This window comes from Streptomyces sp. NPDC104381, from assembly GCF_055583745.1.
Genome location: NZ_JBVJNK010000002.1, coordinates 214,340 through 236,651, shown reverse-complemented (window position 1 = coordinate 236,651; position 22,312 = coordinate 214,340). Strand labels below are relative to the sequence as shown.

The window sequence follows — 22,312 nt, the reverse complement described above, 5'->3', positions numbered from 1 at the left end:
GGCTACTTCTCCACGTTCTTGCTCGTCGGCTGATCGATCTCGGGGCGGCCGGGCTGCTCCCCGCCGCGTGCCTCGATGTACGTCGCGGTGGGGACCATCACCTTGCGGCGGAACACGCAGACCAGCGTTCCGTCCTGCTTGTAGCCCTTCGTCTCCACGTAAACGACGCCGCGGTCGTCCTTGGACCTCGACGGAGTCTTGTCGAGCACGGTCGTCTCGCCGTAGATCGTGTCGCCGTGGAAGGTCGGCGCCACGTGCTTCAGCGACTCCACCTCCAGATTCGCGATCGCCTTTCCTGAGACGTCCGGAACGGACATGCCGAGCAGCAGCGAATAGATGTAGTTGCCGACCACGACGTTCTTCTTGAAATCCGTCGTGTTCTCGGCGTAGTTGCTGTCCATGTGCAGCGGGTGGTGATTCATGGTCAGCAGGCAGAAGAGGTGGTCGTCGTATTCCGTGACCGTCTTCCCGGGCCAGTGCTTGTAGACAGCACCGACCTCGAACTCCTCATAGGTGCGTCCGAACTGCATATCAGGCCTCCGGAGCTTCGAACTTGGAGGTGCGCTGCATTCCGGCGGCACGGCCCTTGCCCGCGATGACCAGGGCCATCTTGCGGCTGGCCTCGTCGATCATCTCGTCGCCGAGCATCGCCGAGCCCTTCTTGCCGCCCTCCTCGGAGGTGCACCAGTCGTAGGCGTCGAGGATGAGCTCGGCGTGGTCGTAGTCCTCCTGCGAGGGCGAGAACACCTCGTTCGCCGCGTCGACCTGACCGGGGTGCAGCACCCACTTGCCGTCGAAGCCCAGAGCCGCCGCACGGCCCGCGACCTCGCGGTAGGCGTCCACGTCGCGGATCTGGAGGAACGGGCCGTCGATGGCCTGGAGGTCGTGCGTACGCGCCGCCATCAGGATGCGCATCAGGATGTAGTGGTACGCGTCCGCCGGGTAGCCGGGCGGCTGCTGGCCGACGACCAGCGTCTTCATGTTGATCGAGGCCATGAAGTCGGCCGGGCCGAAGATCAGCGTCTCCAGGCGCGGGGAGGCCGCGGCGATGTCGTCGATGTTCACCAGGCCCTTGGCGTTCTCGATCTGCGCCTCGATGCCGATCCGGCCGACCTCGAAGCCCATCGTCTTCTCGATCTGCGTCAGCAGCAGGTCCAGCGCGACGACCTGCTGCGCGTCCTGGACCTTCGGCAGCATGATGCAGTCGAGGTTCGGCCCCGCGCCCTCGACGACCGTGATGACGTCGCGGTACGTCCAGTGGGTCGTCCAGTCGTTGACCCGCACGACCCGGGTCTTGCCCGTCCAGTCGCCGTTGTTGAGCGCGTCGACGATGTGGTGCCGGGCGCCCTCCTTGGCGAGCGGCGCGCACGCGTCCTCCAGGTCCAGGAACACCTGGTCGGCCGGGAGGCCCTGGGCCTTCTCCAGGAACCGCGGGTTCGAGCCCGGCACGGCCAGACAGGAGCGGCGCGGGCGCAGACGGTTCACGGGCGTGGTCATGCGGAGACCTCCAGAGGGTCGAGCTTGTTCGCTTTCCGGATCTCGTCGACGATACGGCCGATGATCTCGGTGATGCCGAAGTCCTTCGGGGTGAAGACGGCGGCGACGCCGGCCTCGATGAGGGTGTGCGCGTCGGCCGGGGGGATGATGCCGCCGGCGATGACGGGGATGTCAGGGGCGCCGGCCTCACGCAGCCGGTGCAGCACGTCCGGCACCAGCTCGGCGTGCGAGCCGGACAGGATGGACAGACCGACACAGTGCACGTCCTCGGCCAGCGCCGCGTCGGTGATCTGCTCGGGCGTCAGCCTGATGCCCTGGTAGACCACCTCGAAGCCGGCGTCCCTGGCGCGTACGGCGATCTGTTCGGCGCCGTTGGAGTGCCCGTCGAGGCCGGGTTTGCCGACCAGCAGACGCAGCCGTCCGATGCCCAGGTCGGCGGCGGTGCGGGCGACCTTCTCACGGACCAGCGCGAGCGGGGTCCCCGCCTCGGCGGCGACGGCCACCGGAGCGGACGAGACGCCCGTCGGCGCCCGGAACTCGCCGAACACATCGCGCAGGGCCCAGGCCCACTCACCGGTGGTGACGCCCGCCCGTGCGCACTCGACGGTCGCCTCCATCATGTTCGCGGTGCCCGCCGCGGCCTTCTTCAGGGCCGTCAGGGACTCGGTCGCCCGGGCCTCGTCGCGGTTGTCGCGCCACTCGTGCAGCGCGGCGACGACCCGCGCCTCGTTCTCGGGATCCACCGTCATGATCGCGGCGTCGAGGTCGGCGGTCAGCGGGTTCGGCTCGGTCGTCTCGTAGATGTTGACGCCGACGATCCTCTCCTCACCGCCCTCGATCCGCGCCCGTCGTGCGGCGTGCGAGGAGACGAGCTCCGACTTCAGGTAGCCGGACTCCACGGCGGCCATCGCGCCGCCCATCTCCTGGATCCGGTCGATCTCGGCCAGGGACTCCGTGACCAGCTCGTCGACCTTGGCCTCGATGACATGCGAACCGGCGAAGATGTCCTCGTACTCCAGCAGGTCGCTCTCGTGCGCGAGTACCTGCTGTATGCGCAGTGACCACTGCTGGTCCCAGGGGCGCGGCAGCCCCAGGGCCTCGTTCCACGCGGGCAGCTGCACCGCGCGGGCGCGGGCGTCCTTGGAGAGGGTGACCGCCAGCATCTCCAGCACGATGCGCTGGACGTTGTTCTCCGGCTGCGCCTCGGTGAGCCCCAGGGAGTTGACCTGTACGCCGTAGCGGAAGCGGCGCTGCTTGGGGTTCTCGATGCCGTACCGCTCGCGGGTCACCCGGTCCCAGATGCGGCCGAAGGCGCGCATCTTGCACATCTCCTCGATGAAGCGGACCCCCGCGTTCACGAAGAACGAGATACGGGCGACCACGTCGCCGAACTTCTCCTCGGGCACCTGGCCCGAGTCGCGCACGGCGTCGAGCACCGCGATGGCCGTCGACATGGCGTACGCGATCTCCTGGACCGGAGTGGCCCCCGCCTCCTGCAGGTGGTAGCTGCAGATGTTGATCGGGTTCCACTTCGGGATCCGGTTGACCGTGTACGTGATCATGTCCGTCGTCAACCGCAGCGACGGGACCGGCGGGAAGACGTGCGTCCCCCGTGACAGGTACTCCTTGACGATGTCGTTCTGCGTCGTGCCCTGGAGCTTGTCGGGGTCGGCGCCCTGCTCCTCCGCGACCACCTGGTAGAGCGCCAGCAGCCACATGGCGGTCGCGTTGATCGTCATGGAGGTGTTCATCTGCTCCAGGGGGATGTCCTGGAACAGCCGCCGCATGTCACCGAGGTGCGACACGGGCACGCCGACCCTGCCCACCTCGCCACGGGCCAGGACGTGGTCGGGGTCGTAGCCGGTCTGCGTGGGCAGATCGAAGGCGACCGAGAGACCCGTCTGGCCCTTGGCGAGGTTGCGCCGGTACAGCTCGTTGGACGCCTCGGCGGTCGAGTGACCGGCGTACGTCCGCATGAGCCACGGCCGGTCCTTCTGACGTTCGGTCATGGTGGACCTCAGACGTTGCGGAAGCGGTTGATGGCGTCGATGTGCTGCTCGCGGAGCTCGGTGTCGCGCACGCCCAGACCCTCGCGCGGTGCCAGCGCGAGGATGCCGACCTTGCCCTGGTGCAGGTTGCGGTGCACGTCGTGCGCGGCCTGGCCGGTGTCCTCCAGGGAGTAGACCTTGGAGAGCGTCGGGTGGATCTTGCCCTTGGCGATCAGGCGGTTGGCCTCCCACGCCTCGCGGTAGTTGGCGAAGTGGGAGCCGATGATCCGCTTGAGCGACATCCACAGGTAGCGGTTGTCGTACTCGTGCATGTAGCCCGAGGTGGAGGCGCAGGTGGTGATCGTGCCGCCCTTGCGGGTGACGTAGACCGAGGCGCCGAACGTCTCGCGGCCCGGGTGCTCGAAGACGATGTCGATGTCCTCGCCGCCGGTGAACTCGCGGATCCGCTTGCCGAAGCGCTTCCACTCCTTGGGGTCCTGGGTCTGCTCGTCCTTCCAGAACTTGTAGCCCTCGGCGTTGCGGTCGATGACCGCCTCCGCGCCCATGGACCGGCAGATCTCGGCCTTCTCCGGGCTGGAGACGACGCAGATCGGGTTGGCCCCGCCGGCCAGCGCGAACTGGGTGGCGTAGGAGCCGAGCCCGCCGCTCGCGCCCCAGATCAGCACGTTGTCGCCCTGCTTCATGCCGGCGCCGTTGCGCGAGACGAGCTGGCGGTACGCGGTCGAGTTGACCAGGCCGGGGGACGCGGCCTCCTCCCAGCTGAGGTGCTTGGGCTTCGGCATCAGCTGGTTGGACTTGACGAGTGCGATCTCCGCCAGGCCGCCGAAGTTGGTCTCGAAGCCCCAGATGCGCTGCTCGGGGTCGAGCATCGTGTCGTTGTGGCCGTCGGAGGACTCCAGCTCGACCGAGAGGCAGTGTGCGACGACCTCGTCGCCCGGGTTCCAGGCGTTCACCCCGGCGCCGGTGCGCAGGACGACGCCCGCCAGGTCGGATCCGATGACGTGGTACGGCAGGTCGTGGCGCTTGGTGAGGTCGCTGAGCTTGCCGTAGCGCTCCAGGAAGCCGAAGGTCGACACCGGCTCGAAGATGGAGGTCCAGACGGAGTTGTAGTTCACCGAGCTCGCCATGACGGCGACGAGCGCCTCGCCGGGCCCGAGTTCGGGCACGGGCACCTCGTCCAGGTGCAGCGACTTGCGGGGGTCCTTGTCGCGTGTGGCGAGACCGGCGAACATCTCGGCCTCGTCCTTGTGCACGGTCACCGCGCGGTACGACTCGGGGATGGACAGGGCCGCGAAGTCCGCGGCCGTGCTGTCCTGCGATTGGATCGCGTCCAGGATTTCCTTCACGGTGATGCCTCCGGCAGATCGGGTCTCCGGCGTCGAGGGAAACGCTCGGAGGACCCCTGTGGTCAGGGGAGCGGTGCGGTGTGGAGGTGTGCCGTCGGTTCGGCGGGTGGTGCTTTTCGGCCTGCTCGGTGGAGCAGAAGGGGTTGCCTGTGACGCAGGCGCCCGGGCGCGCGGACACGTGGTCTGCGGGGACAGCCGGCGTACGAGTGATCTCTGCACGCCGGCCGCCCGGACGCCTTCAACGTATGGCACTGCGTGACAGCTGGCAAGGCACCCAGTGCCAACAATTTCTCTCAGTTGTCATCTCGTAGGCACGCATGAGCAACATCATGGGTGGTATGTCGCGTTGCTCCCTCTTTTCTGCGTGCTACGGCGCGGTGCGGTACACGTACGGCGTCGTCGTGCCCAGGGCCGTGAAGCCGAGCCGGCGCAGGATCGGGGCGGATCGATCCGCCGCGTCGACCTGGAGGAAGCGGCAGCCGCGCGCGGCGGCGATACGGGCCCGGTGGGCGATCAGGGCCCGGTAGACGCCCCTGCCCCGCCATGGGGCGGCCGTGCCCCCGCCCCAGAGGCTCGCGAAGCCGGTGCCGGGGTGGAGCTCCATCCGGGCCGAACTCACCGGATCGCCGCCCGCCGTGGCGACCACCGCGACGAAGGTGTCCGGGGCATCCGCGAGGCGGGCCAGGGACTGATGGCGCAGCCGTGAACCGTCGGTCCCGAAGGCCAGCTCGTGCGCCCTGACCATCAGTTCCACTCCCGCCGCGTCGGTCACGTCCCGCAGGCGTACGCCCTCGGGGAGCTCCACCTCGGCCGTCAGGCCGGCGACCGGGGCGACGAACAGCGTCTCCGGCGGTTCCGCGACGAAGCCCGCGGCCAGCAGCCTCGCGCCCAAGTCGGCGGGCCGGTCGTGGGAGTACAGCTTCCACTCGAACTCGTCGTGCCCGAGGGCGGTGAAGTGCTCCACCTGCGCCGCGATCGCCGCCTCCGCCCGTACGGCGTCGAGGTCGGGGGCCGTCCAGACGACACCGTTCCAGTCGTCCGCCGAGCCGACCTGGCGGACGGTGTCGGGCTCGCGCTCGACCCGTACCCCCGGGCCGTCGGGGCGGGCGTGTTCGCGCATCTCGTGATCGAAGAGGGCCAGCATCTCGTCAGGTTCCATCCGTGCATCCGAGCACCTCCGCCCCGGCGCGACCACCGGGTTTCTCCCGGCCCGTGCGTCAACCGGCGGGCGCGGGGCAGATGGAAGTGATCTTGAAGTTCCGGCAGTGGACAAGGGGTGGGACGCGATGGGGATACAGACGCGCAGAGGTGTCCGGAAGGGCCGTCGGCCCGGCTTCGACCTCCGGCGGACGGCGTTCGGCTTCGCGTTGCTCGCGCTCCTGATCTGCGGCGGCGGACTCGCGGTGCGCACGGCGCTGAAGAGCGCCGAACGGCACCCGGTGGCCGCCGTGGCCTCGGCCGTCCTGCTGGCGGCCGGCGTCTGGGCACTCCTGCGCATGCGCCGCAGCCGCAGGGCGGCGGCCAGGGCGGCCGAGGCGGCCGTCGAGACCGCGTACGAGGTGGTGGACGCCGCCCTGCAGGAGATGCCGGAACAGGAGATGCCGGAGCAGGAGATGCCGGGGGCCGAAGCCGCCCCGCTCCCCGCTCCCGTGGAGCCGCCGGTCGACTACGCGGCGATGGATCCGTACGACTTCGAGGAGGCCGTCGCCGCTCTCTGCCGGCGGGACGGCTGTCTGGACGCCGAAGTCGTCGGAGGCGCAGGCGACCTGGGCGCGGACGTGCTGGCCACCACCCCGGACGGCCGCCGTCTGGTCGTACAGTGCAAGAGGTACACCTGTGACAACAAGGTCGGCTCGCAGGATCTCCAGCGCTTCGGCGGCACCTGCTACGCGGTGCACGAGGCCGAGGTGGCCCTCCTCGTCAGCACCGGCGAATTCACCGAGCCCGCCCTCGACTACGCCGCGCAGTGCGGCATCGTCTGCGTCGGCCCCGACGAGCTCACCGCGTGGAGCGAGGGCGCCGCGGCCCCGCCCTGGTACGCGGGAGCCCCTGTGCAGCCCGCCGAGGGCTGAGCGGTCGGCAGGGCCGGGCGCCGGGCTCAGTGCTCCTTCAGCGCCTGCTGGATGGTCCGCATGATCTCGTCCAGGGGCGCGTCGGTGCGGGCCACGGTGACCAGCACCTCGCCCTCCCTGGAGACCGAGGCGGCGGGGGTCTTCCCGGCCTCGGCCCCGGCGGTCCGCCCCGCACCGATCCCGGTGCCGAAGGTCTCCCGTACGATCGCGAACGCGTGGTCCAGCTGCGACTCCACGTCGCCCTGCCCGTCCGCGCGCAGCCAGCGCCGCAGCACATGGTTGTGCGCGGTCACCACGGCGGACGCCGCGACCTCGGCGAGCAGCGGGTCGTCATTGCCCACGTGGTGATCGCGCTCGTCGAAATGGCCCAGCAGATAGCGCGTGAAAAGCCGCTCGTAGCGGGCCACCGAGGCGATCTCGGCCTCGCGGAGCGTGGGCACCTCACGGGTCAGCTGGTAGCGCGCCACGGAGACCGCCGGCTTCGCCGCGTACATCTTCATGACCTCCTTGATGCCGCGGCACACGGTGTCGAGCGGGTGCTCGTGCGCGGGCGCGGCATTGAGGACGGCCTCGGCCCTGACGAGGGTGTCGTCGTGGTCCGGGAAGATGGCCTCTTCCTTGGAGCGGAAGTGCCGGAAGAAGGTGCGCCGGGCGACCCCGGCGGCCCCCGCGATCTCGTCGACCGTCGTCGCCTCGTACCCCTTCGTGGCGAACAGCTCCATGGCCGCTGCGGCCAGTTCGCGGCGCATCTTGAGCCGTTGGGCGGCGGCCCGGGTGCCGGCGGCACTCTCCGGGGCGTCCGTCGAGGCGGAGGAACGGGGGGACTTGGCGGGTTGGGACATGAGGTGAACGTAACCCATCGGTGCGGGCGGGCGCGCCTGTGGGGGCGGGTCGCCGGAGGGTCCCAGCAGCCCGCCCCACCTGCCCCACCCGGCTCCCGGCTCAGCGGCGGGCATATTCGCGGAAGCCACGCCCCGTCTTGCGGCCGAGGCAGCCGGCGGCCACCAGATGCTCCAGCAGCGGCGCCGGGGCGAGGCCCGGGTCGCGGAACTCGCCGTGCAGGACCTTCTCGATGGCGAGCGAGACGTCCAGGCCGACGACGTCCAGGAGCTCGAAGGGCCCCATGGGGTAGCCGCCGCCCAGCTTCATCGCCGCGTCGATGTCGTCGAGCGTCGCGTAGTGCTCCTCGACCATCTTGATCGCGTTGTTGAGGTAGGGGAACAGCAGCGCGTTCACGATGAACCCGGCCCGGTCACCGCAGTCGACCGGGTGCTTGCGCACCTTCACGCAGACCTCGCGGACCGTGGCGTGGACGTCGTCGGCGGTCAGCACCGTGCGGACCACCTCGACGAGCTTCATCGCGGGCGCCGGGTTGAAGAAGTGCATCCCGATGACGTCCTCGGGGCGCGAGGTCACCCGGGCGACCGCCACGACCGGCAGCGACGAGGTGGTGGTGGCGAGCACCGCACCCGGCTTGCAGACCTTGTCCAGGGTCTGGAAGAGCTGCCGCTTGACCTCCAGGTCCTCGGCGACCGCCTCGACCGCGAGATCGACGTCGGCGAAGGAGTCCAGCGAGCCCGCCGGGGTGATACGGGCGAGCGTCTCGTCCCGTGCCTCCTCGGTGAGCCGCCCCTTCGAGACCGAACGCCCCAGCGACGTGGCGATCCGCGCCTTGGCCGTGTCCGCCTTCTCCTGGCTGCGGGCGGCCAGCACCACGGCGTACCCGGCCTTCGCGAAGACCTCCGCGATGCCCGAGGCCATGGTCCCCGACCCGGCCACACCCACCGACGACACCGTGCGCCCGGTCACCGCACCCGCGCTCTCCGCCGGCGTCAGGGCGTCCGGGACCACCGTCTGGCCGCCGGGGGTGTCGTACGTGTAGAAGCCGCGGCCCGCCTTGCGGCCGGTCAGACCGGCCTCGCTGAGCTGGCCGAGCACCGGTGCCGGGGCGTGCAGCCGGTCGTGGGACGCCGCGTACATGGCCTCCAGAACCGTGCGGGCCGTGTCGACGCCGATCAGGTCGAGCAGCGCCAGGGGGCCCATCGGCAGGCCGCAGCCCAGCTTCATCGCGGCGTCGATGTCCTCACGGGAGGCGTAGTTCGCCTCGTACATCGCCGCGGCCTGGTTGAGATAGCCGAAGAGCAGGCCGTCCGCGACGAAACCGGGGCGGTCACCGACCGCGACCGGTTCCTTGCCCAGCTCACGGGCGAGCCGGGTGACGCTCTCCACGGCGGGCGGGGCGGTCAGCACGGAGGAGACCACCTCGACGAGCTTCATGGCGGGCGCCGGGTTGAAGAAGTGCAGGCCGAGGACGCGCTCGGGGCGCTGCGACTCGGCGGCCAGCCGGGTCACGGACAGCGCGTTCGTGCCCGTCGCGAGGATCGCCGTGGGGGAGACCACCGCGTCCAGCTCGCGGAAGACCTGCTGCTTGAGCTCGTACGTCTCCGGCACGACCTCGATCACCAGCTCCGCGTCCGCGGCGGCCTGGAGGTCGGAGAACGTACGGAACCGGGCGAGGATGTCGCGCCGCTCCTGCTCCGAGATCCGCTCACGGGCCACGGAGCGCGCGGTGGAGGCCTCCAGGGAGGCGACGGCCTGCCGGGCGGCGGCCTCACTGATGTCGATGCCGACGACCTCGCGGCCCGCACGGGCCAGGACCTCGGCGATGCCGGTGCCCATGGTGCCGAGGCCGACGACGGCAATGGTGGTGAGCGGGGTGTCCATCACGGGACTCCAGGGTGAGTGACGACTGTGAGGAGCACGGCGGCGCGGGGCCGGAATCGACCGGCGCTCGGCGTGCGGAGCAAACGCGTGTCGTGGTGCGCGGTCCCGGCCGCTCGGGGCACACCGGGGGGAAAGGTGACGGGGCTCTGTCCCGGAGCCACGTCTCACGAACTGCCGAACCGACAAGCACTCCGGGTGGCTGCGTCACCAGGCCACCGGAGCCGGCGGGGAGTGTGTCCCGCTCACCTGAGCTTAACCGGCGAGTAACGAGCGCGCCAGCCCTGGGCGCTTGTGCGCTGGCACACAGTTCGCCGCACACCATGCGTGTCCGTCGATAAACTCACCGTCATGAATGAGGAGTTCCGCTCGCTGACCGACCGGCTCGCGCACGAGGCGGATGACCCGGACGTCCTCCAGCGGCTTCTGGCCACCGAGGACGACGAGGAGCTGGCCGGGGTCCTCGTCGAACGCGAACGCCCCCTCTGGGCCCGGGAGATGGCGGCGTTCCGCCTCGGCTGCCGCGGCGACCGCCGGGCCTTCGAGGCGCTGGTGCTGCTGCTCAACCACCGTGACCCCGAGCGCTGCGTCTCCGCCGCGTACGCCCTGCTGCTCCTCGGTGACCCACGGACCCCCCGAGCCGCGGCGGCGCTCGCCACCAACGGCCTGCGGACGGCCTACGCCCTGCACCCGGTCCGCCTGTTGACCGCACTGCGCGCCCCCGAATCCGCGCCCGCGCTGATGACCACCCTGTCCCGCCTGCTCACCCCCGAGGAACCGCACTGGCGCGTGGCCCTGGCCTGCGTCGAGGGCCTGGGAACCCTGGCCGACGCCAGGGCCCGCCCGGTCCTGGAGGCCGCACTGCCGCACCCCCGACTCGGCGACGCGGCGGCGGAGGCGCTCAGCCGGCTGGGGGCGGGGTGAGCGTCGGCCGCCGCCCGCCAGGGCGCGTTCCGGGAGTCCCGCCTGCCCGGCGAGGCCTGGCACGCACGCCCTAGTTCTTCTGCAGGGTGCGGGTGACACCCGCGACGACGGCGGTCGTCAGAACCCAGCCGAGGGCGATCAGCAGGTAGGCCAGCCACTGGAGACCGCCGTCGGTCCAGTACCAGGCCGTGCGCTGCCCCAGACCACCGATGGGGATCAAGAGGTCGAGTGTGTAGACGAGAGGCTGGAACGGCGTGCCCTCGTCCTGTTTGACCGGGGCCGGTGAGTGGGTGCCGAAGGACAGCGTCCCCAGCGAGGCCAGCACGAGGAGCCAGACGCCGGCCAGCCAGGGGCGGTAGCCGTAGCCGACGGTCACGTCGAGCAGATGCCCCCACACACGGGCGGCCGGGGGCAGGGTGCGACGCCGGTGGCGCTGTTTGGCCAGGAGTACGCGGCGGGCGTCGTCGTCGTGGCCGGCCTTCCGGTACCAGCCCGCCAACTGCTCGTAGGGCTGGGGGCTGTAGCCCGGGCCGCGTCGTATCCACGCCACGCGATGGGCCACCGAGTTCCGCTGCCCCACCGCCTCGCGCCGCTCGCCGGCCTCGGCCACCCTGATGGAGCCGTAGACGAAGCCGTCCAGTTCCACCACCGCCGGCCAGCTGTGCTCGTGGTCGTGGAGGTAGGACACCTGCGCGCCCCGCAGGTCCACGATGCCGGACGGTGGCCGGGCAGGGCTGAAGTCGAACTCGACGGCCTGCATCAACGAGCCGGCCAGTGTCGGGCCGTGGCCGTCGGGCGGCCCGTTCAGGACGGCTCCGGCGAAGGTCAGGCTGTCCGAGATCCGGGCACCTCGCAGCCGTACGGTCCCGTTCGCGACGAACCCGTCGGAGAGGTCGAGCGTCGAGGCCACGGCGTTGTCCAGGGTGAGCGCCGCCCCACGCGGGCCGGGGCGTTCCAGGAGTGCGCCCCTCATGTGCAGTCCGCCCGGCAACTGCGCCCCCATGAGGCGGATCTCACCGTGCGCGACGAATCCGTCCTGGCAGTAGACACCGCCCTCCCCGACCAGGCCGCCGGCTGACACCGCCCATTCCCCGGGCGCGAGGATCTCGGTGCCGTTGAGGTTCACGGCACCGTTCACCCGCGCGTTGATGAGCGACAAGGCGGTGTCCCTGCGGTGGAAGGGCGAGGCGGAACCGCTCTCCAGCCGGGAACGCCGCAGGTCGAGGCGGCCCTCCATGCGGATCGAACCGGCTTCCACGCCCGGCACCCGGCTGCCCACGATCGCGATCGACTGGGCCGACGCCCCGAAGAGGTCCACGCCCTCGTCGAACCAGCAGTCCTCGAACCAGAGAGCATGAGCGATCTGAGCGCCGGCCAGGTCGAGGTGCCCGGATATCCGCGCCCCGGTGAGCCTCAGACACGCGACGGCACCCGGCTGCGCGGTGTTCGCGCCCTGGAGGAGCACCACGATCACGGCGGCCCTGACGGTCCGCCCTGCGCCCCACCCCACACCCTCGGCGACACGGTCGGTCCGCGCGGCTCCCGTACGCAGGTCGACACGGCGCCCCTCGGGGAACGCGTCCCACAACTCACGCTCCGGTGAGGTCAGTTCGTCGTATGTGAGCACCCGTGCAGCTTAGTGATCCGCCCTTCGGGAAGCGGCTCACTCCGGGAGGGGACGGCGCCGGGGGCGTACGCGGGGGTGGGGCGCGAGGTCACGCGGTCCACCCTTGCGTACGCCCCCGGCGCGGGGCCCGGCATTTCTCGGCCGGAGATCAGCCGCGGAAGCCGAGCAGGCCGTGCAACGTCCTGCCCTTCATGTTCGCGCCCGCCTTCGTCGCGGGCGCCGGCTTCGGTTCCGGCAGGGCGTCGCAGACCGCGTCCGCGCCTCCGGCGCCGCCCTTCGGGGTGGTGCCGTCCGTCAGGTAGGCGATCAGATGGGCGTCCAGGCAGTCGTTGCCGCTCAGGGTGATGCCGTGGTTGCCGCCGCCCTGCTCGACGACGAGGGAGGAGCCCGTGAGCCCGCGGCTCATGGTGACGCCGCCCTCGTACGGTGTGGCCGCGTCGTCGGTGGCCTGGAAGATCAGCGCGGGCGGGATGTCGTCGTTGTCGACCCGCACGGGCTCCAGCGGCTCCACCGGCCAGGTGGCGCACGGGGCGTTGTACCAGGTGTTGTTCCAGGCCATGAAGGGCGACTTGCGGTGCGCCGCCCAGGTGTCGTCGCGCCAGGTGCTCCAGGTCTGCGGCCAGCCCGCGTCGCGGCACTGCACGGCGGCGTACACGGAGTACCCGTTGTCGCCGCTGCTGTCGACGGCGGCGAAGTCCTCGTACGCGGTCGCGAGGGCCTCCTGGTCCCCGTCGTTCACGTACGCCGCGAACGTCTCGGCCAGCCTCGGCCAGTAACCGTCGTAGTAACCGCCCGGCAGGAAGGTGTCCTCCAGCTCGGCCGGACCGACCTTGCCCGCCGCGGGGTGCTCCTTCACCGCGTCGCGCATCCGGTACCACGCGGCTTCCACCCCGGCCGGGTCCTTGCCCAGCTCGTACGTGGCGTCGTTCTTCGCGACCCAGGCGGCGAACGCCTTGTGGCGGGCGTCGAACGCGTGGTCCTGGCCGAGGTTGTCCTCGTACCAGACACCGTCCGGGTCGACGACCGAGTCCAGCACCAGCCGGCGCACGCGCTCGGGGAACAGCTTGGCGTAGACCGCGCCCAGATAGGTGCCGTACGAGTAGCCGAAGTAGTTGATCTGCGGGGCGGCCAGCGCCCGGCGGATGACGTCGAGGTCCTTCGCCGCGCTGACGGTGTCCATGTACGGCAGCAGGTCGCCGTGCTTCTCGCCGCACGCGGTGGCGAAGGACGCCGCGCGGTTGCGGGCGGTCCTCTCCGCCTCGTCGGAGTCCGGCACGGTGTCGGGGCGTACGGGCTCGAAGTACTTCGGCACGCAGTCCAGGGCCGGGGTGCTCTTCCCGACCCCGCGCGGGTCGAACCCGATCACGTCGTACTGCGCGGCGAGCTTCGCCGGCAGCGAGGACGCCACGAAGCCCGCCATGGAGAGCCCGCTGCCGCCGGGGCCGCCGGGGTTGACCAGCAGGGGGCCCTGCGAGGTCTTCGCCGTGTGCGGGATCCGGGAGAGGGCGAGCGTGACCTGCTGACCCGACGGGTTGTCATGATCGAGCGGTGCGCGGACGGTCGAGCACTGAAGGGCCGGATACGTCTTCGTCCCGCAGGCCTTCCACTTGAGCGGCGCGGCGGCGCGTGGGGCGGTCGCGCCCGTCCCGGCGGGCGTGGTGGACGCGGTGGACGGCGCGGCGGTCACCAGTCCGGCGACCGTGGCGCCGACGGCTACCAGAATTCCTGCACGTTTCGTCATAGGGCCTCCCGTGTCGGGGATCGCGGCTGTGGGTGGCACAGCCCCGGCCGCATGCTTCCCGGATCGGGGCGGGGGAGGACACCTGTCGTCGAGAGTTGACCCGTTCGGGCAGGGAGACCGGTGCGGTCAGAGCAGGGTCAGCTGGGTGGGGCCGGGCGCGTGGTCGCCGGCCGGGGCCGGCCCGGTCCCGGCCTCGCGGTCGATGCGGCGGGCGCCGCCCCGGTCGGCAGGGCCGATGCCGAACTCGGCCGCGAGCTCGTGGACCCGGCGGGTGATGGAGCGCTGGTACCAGGTCGGCGCGTACGCCCCGTCCGCGTACATCCGCTCGTACCGGCGCACCAGGTGCGGATGGTGCCGCGCGACCCACCGCATGAACCACTCGCGGGCGCCCGGCCGCAGATGCAGGACGAGCGGGGTCACCGACGTCGCCCCGGCGGCGGCGATGGCGCGGACCGTGGCGCGCAGCTGGTCGGGGTGGTCGCCGAGGAAGGGGATGACCGGGGCCATCAGCACACCGCAGCCGATCCCGTTGTCCGTCATGGCGCGGACGACGTCGAGGCGGCGTTCGGGGGAGGGAGTGCCCGGCTCGACCGTGCGCCACAGCTCGGGGTCGGTGAACCCGACCGAGACGGAGACGCCGACCTCGGTGACCTCGGCGGCCTGCCGCAGGAGGTCGAGGTCGCGCAGGATCAGCGTGCCCTTCGTGAGGATGGAGAAGGGGTTCGCGTGGTCGCGCAGGGCCGTGATGATGCCGGGCATCAGCCGGTAGCGGCCCTCGGCCCGCTGGTAGCAGTCGACGTTCGTGCCCATCGCGATGTGCTGGCCGTGCCACTGGCGGGAGGCCAGATGGCGGCCCAGCAGCTCGGCGGCGTTGACCTTGACGACGATCTGGGAGTCGAATCCGAGGCCGGTGTCCAGGTCCAGATAGCTGTGGGTCTTGCGGGCGAAGCAGTACACACACGCGTGGGTGCAGCCGCGGTACGGGTTCACGGTCCATTCGAACGGCATGCGCGACGCCCCGGGCACCCGGTTCACGATCGAGCGGGCCCGGATCTCATGGAAGGTGATGCCCCGGAATTCGGGGGTGTCGAAGGTGCGCGTCGTCACCGCGTCCGCGGCGAAGAGCGCACCGTTGCCCGCTTCTGTGGTGTTCTCTGCCAGATTGTCCCAGCGCATGAACGCCTCCTTGGTAGCACTCCGCAGAGAATAGAACATGTGTTCCCTTGATCGTGCGCGGCGGAGCGCGGGTCCCGATTTTGAGGCGCCGTACCCGAGGTGGTTGGCTCACAGCACCCCGAACAACCGAGTGGTGGAGGAGCAGGCATGGCGCAGGTCGAGGCCACGACAGAGCGGATCATCGCGGCGGACGCAGAGACGGTGTTCGATGCGCTGGCCGACTACAAGGAGGTCCGGGGCAAGGTGCTGACCGGGCACTTCAGCGAGTACGAGGTGCGCGAGGGCGGAGACGGCGAAGGCACCCTCGTCCACTGGAAGCTCCAGGCGACGAGCAAGCGGATCCGTGACTGCCTGCTGGAGGTCACCGAGCCCACCGACGGCCGGCTGGTCGAGAAGGACCGCAACTCCTCGATGGTCACCACCTGGACCGTCACCCCCGCCGGTGAGGGGAAGTCCAAGGCCGTCGTCACCACCGTGTGGAACGGCGCCGGCGGCATCGGCGGGTTCTTCGAGAAGACGTTCGCGCCCAAGGGGCTCGGCCGGATCTACGACGAACTGCTGCAGAACCTCGCCGGCGAGGTCGAGAAGTAACCCTGCACAACCCCCTGTTGGCGTCACGGCCGGCCTCACCGGAACGAGTGGTTTTCCGGGGTGGCCGGTTGTGCGCCGCAACGCCTCCCACCGGCGCATAAGCCCTCCGAGTGCGCCCTGCGTGCGCCTGGTCGCGTTTGCCCCGCCTTGCCGCCTGGTGCGACAAATGGGCGGCGCAGCTGCGACGAGGGGAGCGTTACGTGGTGGGTGGGATCACCCTGGTGGAGGACGAGCCGGGAGGTACGGAGTACGGGGTGCCCGGGACCTGGGTGGAGCCCGGTGTCGCGTTGAAGTCCGAGCCACCCCCTCCACCGTCCGCCGCCGGGCCGCCCGCACCGCCGGACGAGATCAGCCCCCGCAGGATCCGGCTGGTCTTCCTCGGGCTGATGCTCACCCTGCTGCTCGCGGCGCTCGACCAGATGATCGTCGCCACCGCCCTGCCGAAGATCGTCGGTGAGCTGCACGGCCTGGACAAGATGTCCTGGGCGGTCACCGCCTATCTGCTCGCCTCCACGATCGGCCTGCCGATCTACGGGAAGCTCGGCGACCTCTTCGGCCGCAAGGGCGTCTTCCAGTTCGCGATCGTCGTCTTCGTGATCGGCTCCGCCCTCGCGGGCTGGTCCCGCACCATGGACGAGCTCATCGCCTTCCGCGCCGTCCAGGGCATCGGCGGCGGCGGACTGATGATCGGCGTCCAGGCGATCATCGCCGACATCGTCCCCTCCAGGGAACGCGGCCGCTACATGGGCCTCATCGGGGCGGTCTTCGGCCTGGCCTCGGTGGCAGGACCGCTCCTCGGCGGCTTCTTCACCGACCACGCCTCCTGGCGCTGGTGCTTCTACATCAACGTGCCGTTCGGCCTCGTCACCCTCGCCGTCATCGCGCTCGTCCTGAAACTCCCCAAGCCGACCGTCCGCCCCCGCCTCGACGTGCTGGGGGCCCTGCTGCTGGCCGCCGCGTCGACCTGCCTGGTGCTGCTCACCAGCTGGGGCGGCACCGAGTACGCCTGGGGCTCGCGCACCATCCTGGGACTCGCCGCCGGGGCCGCCGGAACGACCCTGCTCTTCCTCGTCGTCGAGCACCGCGCCGCCGAACCCGTCATCCCGCTGCGCCTGTTCCGCGACTCGGTCTTCAACGTCACCTCGCTGGTCGGCGCGGTCGTCGGCGTCGCGCTCTTCGGGGCCGCCAGCTATCTGCCGACGTACCTCCAGATGGTCGAGGGCGTCTCCGCCACCGAGTCGGGGCTGCTGATGCTCCCGATGATGGGCGGCATCGTCATCGCCTCCGTCGTCTCCGGACAGCTGGTCTCCCGTACCGGCCGCTACCGCGTCTACCCGCTGGTCGGCGGAGCCGTGTCGACCGTCGGCATGTGGCTGCTCTCCCTCCTCGACACGGACACCTCGCCGCTGGAGTACGGCATCTGGCAGGCCGTCCTCGGTATCGGCATCGGCCTCGTCATGTCCGTCCTGGTGCTGGCCGTGCAGAACTCCGTACGCCCCTCCGACCTCGGCACCGCCACCAGCGCCCACAACTACTTCCGGCAGATCGGCGGCAGCGTCGGGGCCGCGATCTTCGGCACCCTCTTCGCGGGACGGCTCGCGGACGCGCTCGGGGTGCGGCTGCCCTCGGGCGCCGACCTGCCCGACGCCGAGTCGATCACCCCGCAGCTCGTCCACACCATGGAGCCCGCACTGCGCGACGCCTACATCCAGGCGTACGCCGACGCCATGCCGCGGATCTTCCTCTACCTGGTGCCGGTGCTTCTGCTCGGCCTCTTCCTCGCCTTCTTCCTCAAGGAGAAACCGCTGGTGTCCCACCACACCCCGCAGACGGCCCCCGACCCGGCCGCGGCGCACTCCACGATCCCCGCCGCCCGCACCGACCCCGGCCCGCCGCAGCCCGGCCCGCTCCCGGGGCTCCCGGTGACCGGACGTGTCCAGCACCCCGACGGTACGACCGTGGGGCGGGCCGCGCTCACCCTCATCGACGGCCAGGGACGGCAGGTCGGACGGGGAGCGAGCGGCGACGACGGACAGTACGCGCTGAGCGCCCCCGCGGCCGGTGCCTATGTGCTGATCGCCGCTGCGGGCGGGCACCAGCCGCAGGCCGTCAGCGTCACGGTCAGCGACCGGCCGGTGGACCTGGACGTGGTCCTCGGCGGGGCGGGGCGGCTCGCCGGTGCGGTCCTCACACCCGACGGCGCCCCCGTCCGGGACGCGGCGGTCACGCTCACCGACGTACGGGGCGAGGTCGTCGCGACCACCCGCACGGGACGCGAAGGCGCCTACGTCATCAGCGAACTGGTCGCCGGCGAGTACACCCTCGCGGCCAGTGCCCCTGCCTTCCGCCCCGCCGCCCTCCCGGTCAGCGTGCAGGCCGCCCGGGAGACCCGGCAGGACATCGAGCTGGCGGGCGGCGCCGTGCTGCGCGGGGTCGTACGCGCCCCCGGCGGGCGGGCCGTCGAGGACGCGAGGGTCACGCTGCTGGACGCGGCGGGCAACGTCGTCGACACCCTGACCACGGGGGCCGACGGGGCGTTCCGCTTCGTGGACCTGTCGACCGGCGAGTACACGGTGATCGCCGCCGGCTATCCGCCGGTCGCCACCGTGCTCCAGCTCCCCGGAGGCGGGCGCACCGAACGCGACCTCCAGCTGGGCCACGAGGACTGACGAGACGTCAATTCCGCGGGGTGTGCGGACGTCGGCGTCCGCACCCCCCCGGGCCTTCACGGCAGCAGCCGGGGCCTCCGCCTCGCCGCGACGTCCTCGACCCAGCCGAAGCACACCACGGCCACGGCGATCAGCACCCACGCGACACCGAACTGCCACCACGGGCTGTCGAGCGGCAGACGCTCCTCCAGCGCCGGTACCTCCCACATCAGATCGATGAGCGGAACCGAGACCATCAACGCCACCTCGTGCCAGAGGTACACCGTCACCGCCCGGGCGTTGAACACCGTGACGACCCGGTCGGCCACCGGACGGCGTACGAGTCCGTCGAAGCGGGGCCGGAAGCGCAGCAGGAGCAGCACGAACCCCGCCGACCAGAGCGCCTGCGCGAGCGGGATGTCGTCCAGGTCCGACACTCCGTCCACCGGGTGCCCCACGGCCCACCAGCCCCCGACGGCCATCAACGGCACCACGGCCGCCACCACCTGGGGCGCGCGCAGCCGGTCGAGCACCCCGTCGCGGTGTGCGAAGCCCAGCAGCCAGCAGAACAGGAACACCGAGGCGTCACTGAGCGCGCTCCCCAGCCGGCCCTCCGGCACGCCGGTCACCGTCTCCAGCACCACGACGGGCACCAGGGACAGGGCGAGCACCGGGAGGGGCGCCAGCCGGAAGACGCGCAGCAGCAGCGGAGACAGCAGCACGAACCACAGGTACGCGCGCAGGTACCAGAGCACCGCCCACGCCTGCTCACCCCACGCGTCACCGGGCGGATCGCCGACCGGCAGCACCCACAGCAGCACGTCAGGGCCCGGCACCCAGCCGTGCAGGAGCATCGCCACCCCGAGGACGAGGCCGAACAGCCACACCGGGACCAGCAACCGCCGGAGCCTGCTGCGGAGCACCCCCGCCGCGGGCCGCTCCAGCGAGCGGGCCATGAGCGACCCGGCGAGCGCGAACATCACGCCCATGGACGGGAAGACGTACCCCAGCCACGGCCACCCGAAGGTGTGGTACGTCACCACCCGGACGAGCGCCACGGCCCGCAGCACGTCGAAGGAGCGGTCACGGCCGGTCCCCGCCACCGCCGACGGGGACGGCGCGGCCGCCGCCCTGCGGTGGGCCCCCGCCACTACGACGCACCCACGTGGGGCGTGCCCACCTCACCGGTGCGTTTCAGTTTCTGCCAGCGGAGCCGGCCGCCGGTCGCGGCGGTGACGCAGGAGTGGATCAGCACCAGATACATCAACTGCCGGTAGGCGAGCTGCTGGAGGGGCAGCATCAGCAGGTACCTGTACTTCTCCCGGTCGAGCCGGAAGGCGTACGCCGCACAGAACAGCTGCACGGCGAGGACCGCCAGCCAGGCCAGCAGCGAGGCACGGAAGTCCACGAACAGCATCGCGTACACGGTGAAGACGTCGATGAGCGGCGCGAACACCGGGGTCACGATCTGGAAGAGGACGACGAGCGGCATCCCGATCCGGCCGAAGCGCCCGGAGGGGCCCCGGTCGGTGACGGACCGGCGGTGCTTCCACAGCGCCTGCATGGTGCCGTAGCTCCAGCGGTAGCGCTGGCGCCACAACTGGCCGATCGACGCGGGCGCCTCGGTCCAGGCGCGGGCGTGCTCGGCGTAGACGACGCGCCAGCCCGCGCGGTGGAGCGCGATGGTGATGTCGGTGTCCTCGGCCAGCGTGTCCTCGCTCATCCCGCCGGCCTCCAGCACCGCCTGGCGGCGGAAGGCCCCGATGGCACCGGGGATGGTCGGCATGCAGCCCAGCAGGTCGTACATCCTGCGGTCCAGGTTGAAGCCCATCACGTACTCGATGTGCTGCCAGGCGCCGATCATCGTGGAGCGGTTGCCGACCTTCGCGTTGCCCGCGACCGCGCCGATCCCCGGTTCGGCGAACGGCTGGACGAGCTGGTGCACCGCGTCGGGCTCGAAGACGGTGTCGCCGTCCATCATCACGACGATGTCGTGACGCGCCTGCCGCACACCGTTGTTGAGCGCCGCCGGCTTGCCCGCGTTCTCCTGCCGGATCACCCGGACGTTGGGCAGGCCGAGCGATTCGGCGATCTCCGCGGTGCCGTCGGTCGACCCGTCGTCGACGACCACGATCTCGATCGGGTGGGTGCTGGCGGCAAGGGAGTTGAGCGTACTGGCGATGCACTCCTTCTCGTTGTACGCGGGGACGATCACACTGACCGGCTCGGTCACCTCCGGACCCCAGCTGAACCGGCGTCTGTTGCGCTGCCGGTAGTGGCGCCGGGCGAGCAGGAGCATCATCCCGAACCGGCCGATGACGGCCACCCCGACGACCCCCAGCAGCGTCGCGAGGCCGGGCACCGCCCACTCCGCGACGGCGACGGCCGCCAGCAGGGCGCGGCCCTCCCAGAGGCTCGCGGTGTCCGCCTTGCGGTGGGCGGCCTGTTCGGTGGTGCCCTGGCCACCGCCCGCCTGCGCGGGACCGGGCGGCACGGCGGCGTCGGTGTCGGCCCCGTCCTCCCCGGTGGCGGACGCGTCCTGCTGCTGGGCACCGCTGACGGTGGTGAAGGTGTAGCCCTTCGCCTTCATCTTCTTGATGTACTTCGGCAGCGCCTCCAGCGTCTCGGAGCGGTCGCCTCCCGCGTCGTGGAAGAGCACCGACGCGCCCTCGCCGTCCTTCGGGGTCGCCCACTTGATGATCTTGGAGACACCCGGCTGCTGCCAGTCCTCGCTGTCGGTGTCGATGAAGACGCTGGTGTAGCCCATCGCGCCGAGACGTTCGTAGACGGGCCAGCTGTAGTCGTCGATCGCGTCGGTCTTCGAGGAGTACGGCGCGCGGAACAGCGTCGTCGTGATGCCGGCCGCTCCCGCGAGGGCCAGCTGTGTCTGGGCGATCTCCCGCTTGACGCGCGCCTCGCTCTGGTAGGAGAGGTCGACATGGGTGAAGGTGTGGACCCCCACCTCGTTGCCCTCGTCGACCATCCTGCGTACGACGTCCGGATAGCGCGAGATCATCGAGCCGACCAGGAAGAACGTCCCCGGCACGTCGTTCTCGTCCAGGATGTCCAGGACCTCGTCGCTCCACTCGGGGTCCGGGCCGTCGTCGAAGGTCAGCACGATGGTCCTGTCCGGAACCGACTGCGTGCGGGCGGTGCCGCCGGGGAAGCTCAGGATCGGCCCGCCCTCCAGCACGTCGTCGGGCACGGAGTCCGCGGAGGCGTCCGTACGGATCCGCTGGTCGTCCCCGATCTCGGCGCGCAGATAGCCGTCCAGCAGCATCATGCAGATGAGCCCCAGCAACAGCAGCAGGGCCATGACCACGCGGGGCCGGGGGACGGCCTGGCGCCCCACCCGGCCGATCCTGCCGGGCGTGGCGTGCCTGCGGCGGGAAGAGGCCATCAGTTCGCCCCACCCGATGCCGAGGCCGAGGCCGATGCGGAGGCCTGGCCGGACGGCGTCGCTCCGCCGGACACCGGCGGTACGGGCGCCCCGCTCGGGGGAGCGGAACCGCTCGGCGGCATGCCGTACCCGGGGCGCGTCCCGCCGCCCGGGCCGGCCTCGGCGGCCGGGCCGCCGTCGAACGGAAGCAACTGGGAGGGGGTCAGGGAGATGCCGCCCATGAAGGCGAGCCCCAGCACGCCGGCGTACCCGACGCAGACGGCGCCCAGCAGCATGCCGGCGCGGCGCAGCAGCCTGGCCCGGCGCCCGGAGCTGTCCACGAAGACGGGCCCCTCCTGCGGCCGGCCGGCCGCACTGCGGCGCTCGGCCGAGCGGGCCGGGCCGGCATGTGCCCGGCGTCGGCCGCGCGGCGCCGGGTCTTTCTCGATGACGGGGTCGGATTGCATGTGCGCATGGTGGCGAAGCTTGATGTGCGAAGTCTGGAGCTTTCCTGGCCGCACGCTGTGAAAGGGGCCCCAACCTGTCGGACCGCTGAGAGTGCGCCAGTCTTCTCGCGCCCG

17 protein-coding genes are annotated in these 22,312 nt (G+C 71.2%); 4 read left to right on the top strand and 13 right to left on the bottom strand.

Annotation, left to right across the window (positions count from 1 at the left end):
- Window positions 1-2: 2 nt before the first annotated feature.
- From ACZ607_RS06065 to ACZ607_RS06045, 5 genes are all read right to left on the bottom strand, one after another.
- Window positions 3-530 carry a MaoC family dehydratase gene (locus ACZ607_RS06065; protein ID WP_469732217.1) on the bottom strand — a complete coding sequence of 176 codons (528 nt, stop codon included), beginning with the start codon at window positions 528-530 and terminating at the stop codon, window positions 3-5.
- Between the two features lies 1 nt (window position 531).
- On the bottom strand, window positions 532-1,497 hold the full coding sequence (locus ACZ607_RS06060) for an HpcH/HpaI aldolase/citrate lyase family protein (RefSeq protein WP_073748756.1): 966 nt from the start codon (window positions 1,495-1,497) through the stop codon (window positions 532-534).
- Window positions 1,494-3,506, bottom strand: coding sequence for a protein meaA (locus tag ACZ607_RS06055; RefSeq protein ID WP_469732215.1), 2,013 nt, complete (start codon window positions 3,504-3,506; stop codon window positions 1,494-1,496). The genes ACZ607_RS06060 and ACZ607_RS06055 overlap by 4 nt, the downstream gene beginning before the upstream one ends.
- Before the next feature lie 8 nt (window positions 3,507-3,514).
- Window positions 3,515-4,852, bottom strand: a complete 1,338-nt coding sequence (ccrA, locus tag ACZ607_RS06050) for a crotonyl-CoA carboxylase/reductase (protein WP_469732213.1) — start codon at window positions 4,850-4,852, stop codon at window positions 3,515-3,517.
- Window positions 4,853-5,219: 367 nt separating this feature from the next.
- Window positions 5,220-6,011, bottom strand: coding sequence for a GNAT family N-acetyltransferase (locus tag ACZ607_RS06045; RefSeq protein ID WP_469732211.1), 792 nt, complete (start codon window positions 6,009-6,011; stop codon window positions 5,220-5,222).
- 127 nt (window positions 6,012-6,138) lie between these two features.
- Between ACZ607_RS06045 and ACZ607_RS06040 the strand changes: the two genes are divergently transcribed.
- Window positions 6,139-6,924: a restriction endonuclease gene (locus ACZ607_RS06040; RefSeq protein ID WP_469732209.1), complete on the top strand. Its 786-nt coding sequence runs from the start codon at window positions 6,139-6,141 to the stop codon at window positions 6,922-6,924.
- 26 nt (window positions 6,925-6,950) lie between these two features.
- Here ACZ607_RS06040 and ACZ607_RS06035 read toward each other — a convergent pair whose 3' ends face one another.
- Complete coding sequence (locus tag ACZ607_RS06035) at window positions 6,951-7,766, bottom strand: TetR family transcriptional regulator (RefSeq protein ID WP_469732207.1); 816 nt, start codon at window positions 7,764-7,766, stop codon at window positions 6,951-6,953.
- 100 nt (window positions 7,767-7,866) lie between these two features.
- Window positions 7,867-9,648 (bottom strand): 3-hydroxyacyl-CoA dehydrogenase family protein, encoded by a 1,782-nt coding sequence (locus ACZ607_RS06030; RefSeq protein WP_469732205.1) that lies wholly within the window; start codon window positions 9,646-9,648, stop codon window positions 7,867-7,869.
- Window positions 9,649-9,996: 348 nt separating this feature from the next.
- On the opposite strand from ACZ607_RS06030, the gene ACZ607_RS06025 reads away from it, so the two are divergent.
- Window positions 9,997-10,569 (top strand): adenylosuccinate lyase, encoded by a 573-nt coding sequence (locus ACZ607_RS06025; RefSeq protein WP_469732203.1) that lies wholly within the window; start codon window positions 9,997-9,999, stop codon window positions 10,567-10,569.
- 70 nt (window positions 10,570-10,639) lie between these two features.
- Here ACZ607_RS06025 and ACZ607_RS06020 read toward each other — a convergent pair whose 3' ends face one another.
- The 3 genes from ACZ607_RS06020 to ACZ607_RS06010 form a co-directional block, all read right to left on the bottom strand.
- On the bottom strand, window positions 10,640-12,196 hold the full coding sequence (locus ACZ607_RS06020; protein ID WP_469732202.1) for an oxidoreductase: 1,557 nt from the start codon (window positions 12,194-12,196) through the stop codon (window positions 10,640-10,642).
- Window positions 12,197-12,344: 148 nt separating this feature from the next.
- Window positions 12,345-13,937: an alpha/beta hydrolase gene (locus ACZ607_RS06015; RefSeq protein WP_469732200.1), complete on the bottom strand. Its 1,593-nt coding sequence runs from the start codon at window positions 13,935-13,937 to the stop codon at window positions 12,345-12,347.
- A 126-nt stretch (window positions 13,938-14,063) separates the two neighbouring features.
- Window positions 14,064-15,113 (bottom strand): Rv2578c family radical SAM protein, encoded by a 1,050-nt coding sequence (locus ACZ607_RS06010; RefSeq protein WP_469732199.1) that lies wholly within the window; start codon window positions 15,111-15,113, stop codon window positions 14,064-14,066.
- A gap of 147 nt (window positions 15,114-15,260) precedes the next feature.
- On the opposite strand from ACZ607_RS06010, the gene ACZ607_RS06005 reads away from it, so the two are divergent.
- Together ACZ607_RS06005 and ACZ607_RS06000 are read left to right on the top strand one after the other, a co-directional pair.
- Entirely contained in the window at window positions 15,261-15,704 is a 444-nt protein-coding gene (locus tag ACZ607_RS06005; RefSeq protein ID WP_469732197.1) for an SRPBCC family protein, read from the top strand.
- Window positions 15,705-15,904: 200 nt separating this feature from the next.
- On the top strand, window positions 15,905-18,373 hold the full coding sequence (locus ACZ607_RS06000) for an MFS transporter (protein WP_469732195.1): 2,469 nt from the start codon (window positions 15,905-15,907) through the stop codon (window positions 18,371-18,373).
- Window positions 18,374-18,429: 56 nt separating this feature from the next.
- Here ACZ607_RS06000 and ACZ607_RS05995 read toward each other — a convergent pair whose 3' ends face one another.
- From ACZ607_RS05995 to ACZ607_RS05985, 3 genes are read right to left on the bottom strand one after another with little or no spacing between them, the layout of a single operon-like run.
- Entirely contained in the window at window positions 18,430-19,503 is a 1,074-nt protein-coding gene (locus ACZ607_RS05995) for an acyltransferase family protein (protein WP_469732193.1), read from the bottom strand.
- Window positions 19,503-21,752 carry a bifunctional polysaccharide deacetylase/glycosyltransferase family 2 protein gene (locus ACZ607_RS05990; protein WP_469732191.1) on the bottom strand — a complete coding sequence of 750 codons (2,250 nt, stop codon included), beginning with the start codon at window positions 21,750-21,752 and terminating at the stop codon, window positions 19,503-19,505. Before ACZ607_RS05990 ends, ACZ607_RS05995 begins: the two co-directional genes overlap by 1 nt.
- Complete coding sequence (locus ACZ607_RS05985) at window positions 21,752-22,198, bottom strand: hypothetical protein (RefSeq protein WP_469732189.1); 447 nt, start codon at window positions 22,196-22,198, stop codon at window positions 21,752-21,754. The genes ACZ607_RS05990 and ACZ607_RS05985 overlap by 1 nt, the downstream gene beginning before the upstream one ends.
- Window positions 22,199-22,312 lie beyond the last annotated feature (114 nt).